Below are 11,379 nucleotides of genomic sequence, written 5' to 3' on the forward strand. Positions count from 1 at the left end.
ACGATAGGCCGCGACTTCTGCTCGCTGCGCATCAATTGCAGGATAGTCCGGCAATTGAGTGAAGTCGGTTGAGCGCAATAGTTGATCCCGACGAGCACGAATGGCGGCCCATTCAATTTCAGGCGTCGGCACCGCTATACCCACAGATGGACTCTCGTTGCTAGATATTTCAGACATGCTCTATCTCCTTAGCTAAAAACCACGGTATCTGCCAACGACACTTTGGTTTTGAGATCACCCAAATTAAACAGACGACCATTACCCACTCGCATAGTGTCGATACGGACGGTGGTGTAATAAATATTAGGAATCAAAATCCGCATAACAATGTTTCCGTTCGCATCAACGTAAACAGCAGGTGTCATATTGCCAAAAGTTGAAACGTTGTGCAGCGTTCGATTCGGTTGATAGCAATACCCAACCAACGTTTCATCGATAATTTTTGCCGTCCCATAGCTGTAACCTTTGATATTGAACCAGAACATTTCTGCGTTCACATTAAGGTTCAACGGAATCTGAAAATGCATATATACATTGGTACTCGCGCCCAAGTCGGTAGACTTAAAATCGCCGATTGCCAATGCTTCATATACCCCCCCCGTACCGTAGACATGCCCTTGAAGAATGGTGCTGCGAATAGTGCCCGGATAATTCGGGTCCCCCTCGACATCCTTCAGGCTGCGCCACTCGTTGAACTGGGACAAGGCCCCAGCCATCGTCGCATTGATACTACCGATCTTTCCATTGACCGCCGCGGTCAGGTTATTCGCCGCTGTCACCAGCGACGTAATAGTCGTTTCTAGACTCACGCTTAACACTCCTTAACTGTTTACGCCTTAACGGCCAGATTCCAGCGACATCACACGAAACAGTAACTCAGTATGACGCGCCATGTTGTCGATATTCGCCGTCGCCAGCACTGCAATATCCTCCCCCAACAAAACATTGAGGTTGTCACTCCCCACCACAATCGTCACGCTGTCCACCGGCAACGGCGAAATATCCAGCGTAAATTTTTGTAGCACCCGCGCCGCCGCCGCTTTATAGGTCAGCAACTTCCCCGCCACGGAATACACCGCCAGCAAGGTCCCACTGGCGAGGTAAAACCCGAACTCGCCAATCTCATATTCGGCCTCGCCATCAAACAGCGCGGCCATCCTGAGTTGCCGGTCGCCCAGGTCCTCGTAATCCACAATGGCGACCCGTTGGCGCTCATCACGCAAAGCCACTTCTGTGCCGTCTGGGTTGTAGCGGCCAGTGCCAGCACCGATATGGGTGATTTCGCCTTTCAAGCCCTGGTTCTTTGCCTGCAGCACTTCATCCAAACCCTTGGAGGTGAAGCGCACCAGGCGCGTATTATCATCTGTCATGGCTGCGCCCTGAGGTCGTAGTCGTTAATGGTGAAGTGCCGGGCAAAACCGGCACTATTAAGCCGGGCGGCTAACCCGAATTCAGGCAACACGCCTTCCAGCTGCAGCTCGCCATCAGTCAGTGGTGTGTGGGCTGCGCTGCTGAAGAACGCAGTGCTGTGTAATTGCACGTCGGGCAAAGCACCCGGCTGGCTGTCGTCCTGAATACTCAGCCCCGGATGTACCGCTGCGGCGAGTCGCAACCCCTGAGAGGTTTCATGCACGATGGTGATGGTCGCCCGATCGCGTTCGCTTTGTGCCGCGTTGATACGGCGAATCAGCCGATTATGATCACCACTGGACCAACTGCGCCCGATAATCGCCTGCACGTCAAAGGTGTAAGGCAATCCCGACGGACGCTGCTGAAACCATGCCCTGATGTTGGACGTGAACCCCAGCGCCTCCACGGCATAGTTCAAGGCTTTGGGCGTACCCGCCTGGCGCTGTATTTGCCAGGACCAAGATACGGTAAGCCGTTTTTCCGCCTCGCTGGCATCAGCATCCCACTCGCTGACACCACGGTCAGCGGCCAAGTAAGGAAGAAACTCTGTAGGCGTTTGCACCGGGTTCATCAGTGCGGGAAAAGGCGGCACGATTCGGTCGAGCAATTGCCCGAATCCCACGTCCAGAGCCTTTTCCAACGGTGAGCTGTTGGCTGGCAACAAACTCGCTTTGTGCTCACTCATAGCGTGCGCACCTCCACCTCGACACCCGTGCAATAAGGGGCCTGGAAGGCGTTACTGATAATGGGTTCGAGCGGTTCAACGATCTGTAACTGCGCGGCACCGGCGCTGTGAATCGCGTAGTCGATCCAACTGGGATCCACCCGCCCTTCGAGGCGATGACAGGACTCTGCGTAGTCCAGCAGCAGTTTCTGCGCCGCAACTTGAGTGAGCCCCGAATCCGGCCCGGCATTGATCTTGGCCACGACCCGGATCTTGTAGCGCAGGATCTGCGCACCTTGCACGCTGACCAGATCGGTCTCCGGCCGCACATCCGGCCGTGCGAAATGGCGACGAACACCGTCAAGCAAATCGGCGGATGGGCTGCCGTCGGCCTCACGAGAAAGCACAGTGACCATCACCTCGCCGGGCGCCGTTCGACGAGCATTACCGTCCTTGACCTGCACCGCATAGCCGTCCGGATCAAAGGTATAGGTGACGGTGACTACGCCCGGCGTCGCGCTTTGTACCTTGACCGCCGGACGTTCGCCAAGGGTAAAAACCTCCCGGCGATACTGCATCCGCGAGCCGGCTGCCGGGGCATGGGGTGCCAGGTAATAACGCAAGCGAGCGTCGTCGTCACTTTCCAATGTCGGCGGCACCGGCGGAAACGCCGCAGGGTCACCTGGGTCGAGCACTTGGCGTTCCAGGCCCATATCCGCCAGGCGTGCATCCAGGTTGCTGCCGGTGGCCCACCACGCCAGCATCTGCTTGATGCGGGCGTTGTATTTGCGTTCGTGGGTTTGCAGCCGCACGCAAAAAGCTTCCAGGGCCAGGGTCAGCAACTCGCTTTCGTTGTCGAGGCTGACTTTGAGTTTGGCCGCACTTTGCGGCGCACGGGTGGCGACGTAGTCAACAACAAACGCCTTGAATTCGGCCAGCAGCGGCTCGAACTCATCCACCGCAATGATGGCCGGTTCCGCCAGTTGGTTCTGGCCGGGGATCAGCATGCTCATGTCACGACCTCGAAAGTTTGTTGACGGTTTTTCCAGGTGCCGGCGAAGCGCAGTAACAGGCCAGCGCCCTGGCGGGTGGCGACGATGACCTGGGGTTGGAAGTCGCCGATGCCGTTGTGGGTGTTGTAGAACGCCTGCGCGGCGTGGCTTTGGGCGAGGATCAGCAGGTCGTCGCCAAGGTTCTGGCCGAGCAGTTGCGGGATCAGCGAGCCGTACAGCGGGCGTTTCTGCCGAGTGCCCACGGGGGTGGTCAGCGCTCGGGTGGCGCGCTGCACGAATTGCAGCCAGTCATCGACGGCTGCCCCGGTGTTTCGATCGATGCCGAGCATGGGATGTCCTTATCGGGGGCTGATGACGCGCCCTTGGTGATCGACCAGCGGGCCGCTGAAGTGCGCGCCGCCAGCGTCCAGTACCAGGCTGGTGCCGCCGATTTGCAGCGTGATGTTTTGGGCGCTCATGGTCAGGCTGGCGGCGCCGACCTTGACGTCGACCTGTTCGCGGGTGCCGCTGAAGGTAGTGGGGCCGTTGACCCAATTGAAGGCGTGGCTGGCGTCGTCGTAGTCGCTTTGGGTGCCGTCCTGATGGCGCCGCCGGGTCAATGTGGCAACGCTGGAGACGGGCGGAAACTGACTACTATTGAGACCGAACAAGGCCACCGATTGACCACCGCCTTCGCCGCCGCCGTAGTTGAGCAACAGGCATTGTTCACCCACGGACGGGATGCGCGTTTCGGTTTGTGCGCCTGCGCTGGGGTTGAAAAAACGGATTGCCGGCGTGAGCAATTCTCCGTGGCTGACCTTGCAGGTATTGCTGGCGGCGTCGACCGACTGACACGTGCCAATCCGACAAAAACTCTCGGCGCGTCGATACAGGTCTTCAAGTTGGGTTTCCATCTCTGCCAGGCGTTCGACAATCGGCCCCAGTTGCATGCGTAAAAGCGCGTCGAACATGGGCTACTCCGCCAATGGTTTGTATTGGTCGGGATCGTCGATGTTCGACACTTCCCAGGTGCGGGCAAACAGCGGCTGGCCGGTAGGATCTGTGAGTAATACCGGCCCGATGTAGACGGTCTGGGTGAAGGAGACAGTCCAAGTGTCGTAGTCCGTTTCTGCTGTTGTTGCAGCAACCGGAGCGGCGACGATATTTATCGGCAAATCACACTGGGCCAACGGTAGGCCCCAACGGTTATCCAGCACCTGGTCCATAAGCTGACTGGCCAGGTCGCAGGCATCAAACGGCAGCGCACCCGGCGCCACCATGGCCCGGAGCGAAATCGTCAGGGCGTGAGCCTTGCGCCCTTCGCGAGAGCGAATGCCTGGGCCATTGCCTTCGACCGTGATCAACACGCCGGTTTTATCCAAGGCGCCCTGAAAATCCTGATGATTGCCGACCTTCAAGTCCGGGAAGGCCGCGTGCAGCGCCGCGCCGATGGCGAGGGGCAGTTGGGAGGGCTTTTCGATAAGGGTCATATTAAATAGCGTCCTTGCAACGGTTACTGCGGGTCTTGACCGGAGCCTTGGTTGACCCCGATGCGCTTGGCCGCCCAGCGTTCATAAAGGCCGATGGCGACATCGGCACCGGCCATGGCGGTGAGGCAGCCAATGGCGCCGGCGGTCCAAATCGACATGCCGGCGGCATAGCACAGCATCAAGGCTGAAACGCCGCAGACCATGCACGCGCCGGAGCGCAGGGCCAGGCGGCGCATCAGCGACCAACCACGTGCGCCCTCCTTATCGGCGCGCCACATTTCGCCGGATACACCGCCGATCACTGCCAATACGATGACCAGCCAGATAGGCATTTCCGCTAACGCTTGCTGTTCATTTGTCATGTCACGCCTCCTGGCTGAGCACTCAATAGTCCATTTTTCATTTACACATGCTTCGATAGGTCGGCATTCCAAAAAGCCCGGTTGCCCGGGCTTTTCAGTAATGATGTCCTCGAACGTTCGGCGCTACTGGCGCGGTACGGTTCTTTCCTCAATGTTTTTCCGACCACGATCCCTGTCTGCCGGATAACTGCTTCTGGTGCTTTACGCTGCACACCCGGGTCAGTTGCCAACCCTCTGAACCGTTAAGGCCGGTTCATCGCTGCCTGTTGTTTTAAAGCGGTGTAACTAAAGAGCGTCGGCATCCTTGCCGGTGTTGCCTGGCATCCCTGCCATCGCTTCGATGGCGTCCTTGCCGATGTTGCGTGCCTTCCTTGTCACTTTCCTTGGCAGCATCCTTGCCGCCTCCACCACCTTGTTGGCTGGCTTGAGATGGAGAATATGCATGTATGCATATACAGTCAATGCACAAATGCATTTATTTTTGCTATCGGAATGCACCAGCGCATTTCGAACCTTATGGGCCAGGGGTTTACCGGTTTTCTACGGTCGAAAAAAAGCCCGCACATGGGCGGGCTTTGTCTTACGCAAGGAGGTTAACGGGCGTACATGCCCCACCAGAACACATGGCCGAGGATGCTGATTTGCTCATCCTGGATATCCTGGAAGCTGTAGTCCTCGTCCGGATGTTCATCGCGATTGAAACTGCGCAGGCGAATCCCGGAAGGCAGGCGATAGAGCTGTTTGACCCGCAGTTGGCCATTGTGATTGATGGCATACAAGTCGCCATCGACGATGTCGCCAATACCACTCTTGCCCGCATTCACCCCAACCGTCGCGCCGTCGCGCAGCACCGGCAACATACTGTTGCCGCGCACCGTCACGCATTTGGCCTGGTCGAACTGCACACCGTTGTGGCGAAGGCTGCGCTTGCCGAACCGCAGGCTGGCCTTCTCGCTTTCCTCGATGACGAATCTTCCTGATCCAGCAGCCAATTCAACCTCGCGCAGAAAGGGGATCGACACCTCGTCATCATTAACGGGTGTGTCGTCGTCCCACAGGCTTATGTCCTTGAGTTCCGAATGCATCGGGTCGCGCCCGTCATCGCGCCCAGCGCCCAACGCCGCGCGCCCGCGCAGGTGGTCGGTGCTGACGCGAAAGTACTCGGCGATGCGCGAGATGTGCTTGTCCGACGGATCAACGATCTTGCCGCTGAGGATCCGCGAGAGTGTGGATTGAGGCACGCCGGTACGCCGGTGAAGCTCCGTGGGGGAGATCCGGTCGCGGTCCAGCAGCTCTCTTAAGACGGTTGAAACGTTGCGTTTTTGCATAACGGCGATAGTGCCGGGAGTTTTTGGGGTTGGCAAATGCTAAATTGCATATTTTATGCAATAGCAAAAATTTCAACCTCGGCCCGGCTGCGTTCGGCAACTGACAAGCCCTATGTAGGTTTCAAATAGCGATAAAGGGTCTGACGACTGATATCAAAATCACGCGCCAATTTAGATTTGTTTTCTCCTGCGCTGGCTCGGCCAATTAAACTGACCACCTGATTGCCAGACAGTTTTTTCTTGCGACCGCCGTAGCACCCACGGACCTTTGCGGCAGCGATTCCGGTTGCCTGTTTTTCCCTTCTTGTGGCGCGTTCGAACGCTGCAATCCGCTCCATTACCGCAATGATGGTCTCCACAACCTCAAGACAGTCATGCCGGAAAATCAGGTTTTCGTTTAGAAACTCCAGCGTTACCTGTTTTTCCACCAGCCGTCGAATAAGAGTACACAGTTGTTCGGTACTGGAAGTCAGCGAGGTCATGCTATCGACCACCACGGTATCCCCGCACTGCAGGTAGCGAATGAGTCTTTCCAGGCCAGCGCGATTTACCGCCTCGTCTGCTGCCTCATCGCAAAACACCGCGTCAAATACATCACGGCTGGGTATGTTCTCGATGCTATCGCAGGGCGCTTGCAGAGAGTGCCGGAAATATCTAATGCGATAAGATCTCATGGTGCCTCCTTGGCAATAGTTGTACAAAGTCCTTTTTATACTTGTACAAACTGTAACTAAATCACTAAATCCTTACACATCCGTAACACTGAAGCCACCCAAAATACACAGTTGCAAAGACTTGAACTTGTCTTATCATTTTGAGGCCTGGATTAATCCTAACAAGTTTTTGACACAGCGTCGATTTTGCATTCATTGGATTTACGCAACAGCGTTAAATACCCATTGTTTTCCAGTTCAAACAGTTGACGTGGCCGGCTTGACAAGGCTGGCAATTCCCTGACGCAAGCAGAGGATGAATGGATGAAAGTCTTGGAAAAAGCCGTTGAAGTTGATCGGCTAACTACCGATCAGGAAAAGATCGATACGGTTACCCGCAGCATTACCGAGCATGGTAATTACCTGCGCGAACGTTATCCGATCTTGCTGCGCCAGGATGCGCTGGGCGCAAGTGTCATGGTGTTTTCACTGGTGGGCATGGTTATCACAGGAGGTCTCTACATCAAGGGTTTTATCCCCGCATGGCTGTGCATTTTTATCAATGCGCTACTGACTTCGCTTATTCATGAAATCGAGCACGACTTGATTCATCGTCTTTATTTCAGGAAAAAGCCACTGGCCCATAATGCCATGATGTTTTTTTGCTGGCTGGCCCGACCGGGCATGCCCAGTCCTTGGTTAAGACGCAGTCTGCATTTTCACCATCACAAAGAGTCCGGAACTGATTCAGATGTCGAGGCCTGGATAACGACCAGTGGTAGCCCGTGGGGAATACTGCGCTTATTGAAACTGATGGATGGTTTTATATTTGGTTTTCTAAACGCGATTTTTGCACCTGGATGGCGGCAAAAGATTAAGTTGTTAGGCAAGATTATTCGGCTCAACACACCTTTCGGCCTGTTGTATTGGGGGTGCTGGTATGTGTTCTTTGGCTACCACGCAACTGTCTGGTTTGGCTCAATCATGGGCCAGGAGGTTCACCCTTCCGCTGCAACGCCGGGGTTAATCGAGATAGTTAACAGCGCCGTTGTTATTCTGATCGCGCCTAACTTAATACGCCAGTTCTGCCTGTTTTTCATCAGTTCAAACATGCACTATTATGGCGATGTTGCCGCGCGCAATCCGTTACAACAAACTCAGGTGATGAACCCCTGGTGGTTGTGGCCGTTCCAGATGTTCTGTTTCAACTTTGGCAGCACGCACAGCATTCATCACTTTGTGGTCAGAGACCCGTTCTATCTTCGCCAGATGACGGCACCCTATGCGCATAAAGTCATGGCGCGAGCCGGTGTCAGATTCAATGACTTCGGCACCTACAAGCGCGCGAATCGTTATTCCACGAAGCACGCTCACACTCGGTCGCGGGGGTGAGTGCCATCACGCTCGCACATATCAAGGGCAGCACTACAACGACAAGGAGTCTGAAGTATGAAAGCACAAGGGATCTGTGCGCAGCAGTTCGCAGCAGTCAGGCAGGCCTTCGAGGACATTTTTGATGATCCGCAGGAGCGTGGTGCAGGGCTGTGCGTGCAAGTAGACGGAAAGCGCGTTATCAACCTATGGGCCGGTACGGCGGATCAGGAAGGCACCACGCCCTGGCGGCACGACACGCTGGCCAATACCTTTTGCGTGGTAAAACCCTACGTCGCGGTGGCCGTGCTGATGTTGGTTGAACAGGGCAAGCTGGAGTTGGATGCATCCGTGGCCCGCTACTGGCCTGAGTTCGCCCAAAACGGCAAAGCCAAGGTGACCTTGCGTCAGGTGATGAATCACACCGCGGGCCTGCCGGCACTGCGAACCCCCGGCCATAACGCCATGATGTATGACTGGGAGCATATGGTGCGGGTCCTGGAGGCCGAGCCGCTGTGGTGGGAAGCGGGAACAGACCTTGGGTATGGCACCACGACGTTTGGCTGGATTCTGGGTGAGCTGATTCGCCGGGTGGACGGGCGTGATCCCTGTGTCTTTATCCATGAAGAGATTCTGGATCCCCATGCCCTCGACGTTCACCTTGGCGTGGACGCAAAAGACTTTCATCGCATTGCTCGTTTCGACGCTGCCAGCGGACGAGTCGGTGACAGTTACTCGCAAGCGCTGCGCACGGTGCTCAAAAACGAGCCATTGCACATCGCGACACTCGCCTTCACCAACCCCGGAATGGTGCCCAGGCGAACCAGTGACCCACGCTGGTGGACCTATCAGCAACCGGCGGTGTGCGGGCATGGCACAGCGCACGGTTTAGCCGGTTTTTACACGGCATTAATGGCCGGACACTTTATCGGTCGCGAACTGCTCAATGAGTTCACACGAGAACACAGTCACGGCATGGACCGGGTCTGGATGCGCCCAATGCGTTATGGCTTGGGCTGCATGCTGGAACAGCAACGTGATCCGACGGCTTCCCACGCAATGGGCCCGGGCACCTTTGGCCATATCGGGCTGGGTGGTCCGATAAGCTTCGCCGACCCCGAGAGGCGAGCGAGCTTTGGGTTTGTCACCACGACTTCGGGCAGTCATTCGATGATTGACCCTCGGCCTGGAAGGCTGTCATCACTGGTGTATGCAGCGCTTTGAGCGGGTTGCCCTGCGGGTGGAGTTCTTGGTGCCTGGAATGTGCCAACAGATCAGGGAGCGGTTTTATTGTACGAGAGGGTGTATCTGAGCCGCTCACCACGCGGTGAGTCTTGTTGGGTCCTGCGCCCCGTCGACGCCCGTTGATTCACTTTCATTGACTATGTAGCAACTGTCCACGCTACGCCTGCCGTCGGTGTAGACCACAAAGCCCCCAAGCCCTTTGTCACAATCGTGCAGATACACCGGCGACAGTTCTCGTTGCTTATCAATTTGCGTATTCAAGCGAACGATATAGATACCCATGGACACCGACACACACACAACCAGTGTGAGGCATATGGCTACCTGCCAGGCGTAGCTGACGCCGTCGTTATGGCTGTGCATTGGCAACGCCGTACGCACGTGTCTGCTCGATGTGCTGGCCCATCAGAAACCAGACGCCGCCTCCCAGACGCACAAACTGCCCCCGGGACGGCAGGGCGCTGGCCATCAGGCCGAAAAAAATCAACGCTAACAAAGCGCCTTTGATCATCGAGGACAGGTTCATGGCTGTGCCGCTCTCAGGATATGAAGAGCCTGAGCTTAAACAGTGATGGGTTAACGTCAGGTAAACCTGCAGAGAACCCCTGCTGACTTCCGCTATCCTTCGGGCCATAAATGACAAGCGTCCAAGGGGACATCCCGTGCATATTCACCTGCTGCTGGTCGAAGACAATCTCGATCTGGCCACTACCGTCATTGAATACCTGGAGATCAGCGGCATCGTCTGCGACCACGCCAGTAATGGCCAGACCGGGCTTAACCTGGCACTTGAGCAGCACTACGACGTCATTATCCTGGACATCATGTTGCCGCGTTTGGACGGCCAGCAATTGTGTGAACGGTTACGCCAGCAAGGCAGTCAGACGCCCATTTTGATGCTCACTTCATTGGATGCTCTGTCGGACAAACTCGCCAGCTTTGCTGCGGGCGCTGATGACTACCTGGTGAAGCCATTCGAGTTGGCCGAACTGGTGGCCAGGATTCGAGCACTGAGCCTGCGCCGCAGTGGTCAGGCCAGTCGCCTGCAGGTGGATGACTTGGTGATGGAGCTGAGCACCCGTAAAGTCAGTCGCGCCGGGCAAGCGCTGCATTTGTCGCCCATTTGCTGGACCTTACTGGAGCACCTGATGCGTGCCAGCCCAGAACCCGTACCACGGGAACGCCTGGAAACAAGCATCTGGGGCGACGAGCCACCCGACAGCAATACGCTTAAAGTCCATATGCATCGACTGCGCAAGACGGTAGACAAACCCTTTGGTCGACCCTTGATCCACACGCTTCCCGGGGTCGGTATTCAGGTAAAACCCCATGCGTAACGCCCTGAGTTTGAAATGGGTGATCAGTGGGAGCTTTCTGCTGCTGATTACTGTGGTCCTAGTGATTTACAGCCAATTGCTGCCTGCATTCACTGTGCGCGGGTTGCTCTACACCGCCAGTGCAATGATGGAAGAGGAAGCCCAGTATTTCACCAGGCACTACAACAACGACCCGACCACGCCGCCTCCAGGCAACTACTTCTATACCGGCGTCATCGGCAAGCAGGCGTTACCGGAAAACGTTCGCCAGATACTGGCGACACCACCGAGTCTGTCCTTCGGCGCGGTGCATATCTTTGGCGACCTGTACTCCGATGACGACGACGCGCCGATTCAGATAATCCTCGAGCAGCCCCTCGGTGATGGCAAAATTCTTTATATGTACGACGTCGACCACGATCATGAAGCCGGGGGTGAGGTCGAGACTCCGCTGTCCGACGCCTACTTTGACCAGGTACTGCGTAGCGTTGCGCTGATCAGCCTGGCGGTATTTGTGCCGGCATTGATCATCATCGCATTGCTGGTCT

General features: G+C 56.2%; 16 protein-coding genes and 1 pseudogene. 4 read left to right on the forward strand and 13 right to left on the reverse strand.

Features of this window, described 5'->3' with window-relative positions:
- The 12 genes from FEM54_RS34930 to FEM54_RS13125 all read right to left on the reverse strand — a co-directional run.
- The coding region (locus FEM54_RS34930) for a phage tail assembly chaperone (RefSeq protein ID WP_276614535.1) at nucleotides 1-177 on the reverse strand (177 nt) is incomplete at its 3' end.
- Between the two features lie 11 nt (nucleotides 178-188).
- Nucleotides 189-809: a hypothetical protein gene (locus FEM54_RS13080; RefSeq protein WP_099485970.1), complete on the reverse strand. Its 621-nt coding sequence runs from the start codon at nucleotides 807-809 to the stop codon at nucleotides 189-191.
- 27 nt (nucleotides 810-836) lie between these two features.
- Entirely contained in the window at nucleotides 837-1,370 is a 534-nt protein-coding gene (locus tag FEM54_RS13085) for a hypothetical protein (protein ID WP_138451254.1), read from the reverse strand.
- Nucleotides 1,367-2,095, reverse strand: coding sequence for a phage tail protein I (locus tag FEM54_RS13090; RefSeq protein WP_138451256.1), 729 nt, complete (start codon nucleotides 2,093-2,095; stop codon nucleotides 1,367-1,369). The genes FEM54_RS13085 and FEM54_RS13090 overlap by 4 nt, the downstream gene beginning before the upstream one ends.
- Nucleotides 2,092-3,087 carry a baseplate J/gp47 family protein gene (locus FEM54_RS13095; protein WP_138451258.1) on the reverse strand — a complete coding sequence of 332 codons (996 nt, stop codon included), beginning with the start codon at nucleotides 3,085-3,087 and terminating at the stop codon, nucleotides 2,092-2,094. The genes FEM54_RS13090 and FEM54_RS13095 overlap by 4 nt, the downstream gene beginning before the upstream one ends.
- The gene (locus tag FEM54_RS13100) at nucleotides 3,084-3,416 is read right to left on the reverse strand and encodes a phage baseplate protein (RefSeq protein ID WP_138451260.1); all 333 of its coding nucleotides are present in this window, start codon (nucleotides 3,414-3,416) and stop codon (nucleotides 3,084-3,086) included. Before FEM54_RS13100 ends, FEM54_RS13095 begins: the two co-directional genes overlap by 4 nt.
- Before the next feature lie 9 nt (nucleotides 3,417-3,425).
- Complete coding sequence (locus tag FEM54_RS13105; RefSeq protein ID WP_138451262.1) at nucleotides 3,426-4,037, reverse strand: phage baseplate assembly protein V; 612 nt, start codon at nucleotides 4,035-4,037, stop codon at nucleotides 3,426-3,428.
- Nucleotides 4,038-4,040: 3 nt separating this feature from the next.
- Nucleotides 4,041-4,556, reverse strand: coding sequence for a hypothetical protein (locus FEM54_RS13110; RefSeq protein ID WP_138451264.1), 516 nt, complete (start codon nucleotides 4,554-4,556; stop codon nucleotides 4,041-4,043).
- A gap of 23 nt (nucleotides 4,557-4,579) precedes the next feature.
- A complete protein-coding gene (locus tag FEM54_RS13115; RefSeq protein ID WP_138451265.1) occupies nucleotides 4,580-4,918 on the reverse strand; it encodes a phage holin family protein in 339 nt (112 codons plus the stop codon).
- A 285-nt stretch (nucleotides 4,919-5,203) separates the two neighbouring features.
- Entirely contained in the window at nucleotides 5,204-5,362 is a 159-nt protein-coding gene (locus tag FEM54_RS34005; protein WP_017137056.1) for a hypothetical protein, read from the reverse strand.
- A 149-nt stretch (nucleotides 5,363-5,511) separates the two neighbouring features.
- Nucleotides 5,512-6,246, reverse strand: coding sequence for a LexA family transcriptional regulator (locus tag FEM54_RS13120; protein ID WP_082463551.1), 735 nt, complete (start codon nucleotides 6,244-6,246; stop codon nucleotides 5,512-5,514).
- Between the two features lie 110 nt (nucleotides 6,247-6,356).
- Entirely contained in the window at nucleotides 6,357-6,920 is a 564-nt protein-coding gene (locus tag FEM54_RS13125; protein ID WP_138451267.1) for a recombinase family protein, read from the reverse strand.
- A 303-nt stretch (nucleotides 6,921-7,223) separates the two neighbouring features.
- Here FEM54_RS13125 and FEM54_RS13130 point away from each other — a divergent pair, with 303 nt between their 5' ends.
- A complete protein-coding gene (locus tag FEM54_RS13130) occupies nucleotides 7,224-8,291 on the forward strand; it encodes a fatty acid desaturase (protein ID WP_138451269.1) in 1,068 nt (355 codons plus the stop codon).
- Between the two features lie 57 nt (nucleotides 8,292-8,348).
- Nucleotides 8,349-9,494 carry a serine hydrolase domain-containing protein gene (locus FEM54_RS13135; protein WP_138451271.1) on the forward strand — a complete coding sequence of 382 codons (1,146 nt, stop codon included), beginning with the start codon at nucleotides 8,349-8,351 and terminating at the stop codon, nucleotides 9,492-9,494.
- A gap of 370 nt (nucleotides 9,495-9,864) precedes the next feature.
- On the opposite strand, the gene FEM54_RS34010 is transcribed toward FEM54_RS13135, so the two are convergent.
- On the reverse strand, nucleotides 9,865-10,041 hold the full coding sequence (locus FEM54_RS34010) for a hypothetical protein (protein ID WP_170036389.1): 177 nt from the start codon (nucleotides 10,039-10,041) through the stop codon (nucleotides 9,865-9,867).
- Between the two features lie 136 nt (nucleotides 10,042-10,177).
- Here FEM54_RS34010 and FEM54_RS13145 point away from each other — a divergent pair, with 136 nt between their 5' ends.
- On the forward strand, nucleotides 10,178-10,852 hold the full coding sequence (locus FEM54_RS13145) for a response regulator transcription factor (RefSeq protein WP_138451275.1): 675 nt from the start codon (nucleotides 10,178-10,180) through the stop codon (nucleotides 10,850-10,852).
- Nucleotides 10,845-11,379 (forward strand): annotated as a pseudogene (locus tag FEM54_RS13150) (sensor histidine kinase); the annotation flags it as partial. The gene FEM54_RS13145 and the pseudogene FEM54_RS13150, both read left to right, overlap by 8 nt.

Origin of the sequence: Pseudomonas edaphica (genome assembly GCF_005863185.1) — a bacterium.
Classification (GTDB): domain Bacteria; phylum Pseudomonadota; class Gammaproteobacteria; order Pseudomonadales; family Pseudomonadaceae; genus Aquipseudomonas; species Aquipseudomonas edaphica.

What these genes read in the sequence shown, in the direction of transcription:
- FEM54_RS13085 (WP_138451254.1), bottom strand. Translation starts at nt 1,370, where the DNA reads ATGACAGATGATAATACGCGCCTGGTGCGCTTCACCTCCAAGGGTTTG.
- FEM54_RS13090 (WP_138451256.1), bottom strand. Translation starts at nt 2,095, where the DNA reads ATGAGTGAGCACAAAGCGAGTTTGTTGCCAGCCAACAGCTCACCGTTG.
- FEM54_RS13095 (WP_138451258.1), bottom strand. Translation starts at nt 3,087, where the DNA reads ATGAGCATGCTGATCCCCGGCCAGAACCAACTGGCGGAACCGGCCATC.
- FEM54_RS13100 (WP_138451260.1), bottom strand. Translation starts at nt 3,416, where the DNA reads ATGCTCGGCATCGATCGAAACACCGGGGCAGCCGTCGATGACTGGCTG.
- FEM54_RS13105 (WP_138451262.1), bottom strand. Translation starts at nt 4,037, where the DNA reads ATGTTCGACGCGCTTTTACGCATGCAACTGGGGCCGATTGTCGAACGC.
- FEM54_RS13110 (WP_138451264.1), bottom strand. Translation starts at nt 4,556, where the DNA reads ATGACCCTTATCGAAAAGCCCTCCCAACTGCCCCTCGCCATCGGCGCG.
- FEM54_RS13115 (WP_138451265.1), bottom strand. Translation starts at nt 4,918, where the DNA reads ATGACAAATGAACAGCAAGCGTTAGCGGAAATGCCTATCTGGCTGGTC.
- FEM54_RS34005 (WP_017137056.1), bottom strand. Translation starts at nt 5,362, where the DNA reads ATGCATATTCTCCATCTCAAGCCAGCCAACAAGGTGGTGGAGGCGGCA.
- FEM54_RS13120 (WP_082463551.1), bottom strand. Translation starts at nt 6,246, where the DNA reads ATGCAAAAACGCAACGTTTCAACCGTCTTAAGAGAGCTGCTGGACCGC.
- FEM54_RS13125 (WP_138451267.1), bottom strand. Translation starts at nt 6,920, where the DNA reads ATGAGATCTTATCGCATTAGATATTTCCGGCACTCTCTGCAAGCGCCC.
- FEM54_RS13130 (WP_138451269.1), top strand. Translation starts at nt 7,224, where the DNA reads ATGAAAGTCTTGGAAAAAGCCGTTGAAGTTGATCGGCTAACTACCGAT.
- FEM54_RS13135 (WP_138451271.1), top strand. Translation starts at nt 8,349, where the DNA reads ATGAAAGCACAAGGGATCTGTGCGCAGCAGTTCGCAGCAGTCAGGCAG.
- FEM54_RS34010 (WP_170036389.1), bottom strand. Translation starts at nt 10,041, where the DNA reads ATGAACCTGTCCTCGATGATCAAAGGCGCTTTGTTAGCGTTGATTTTT.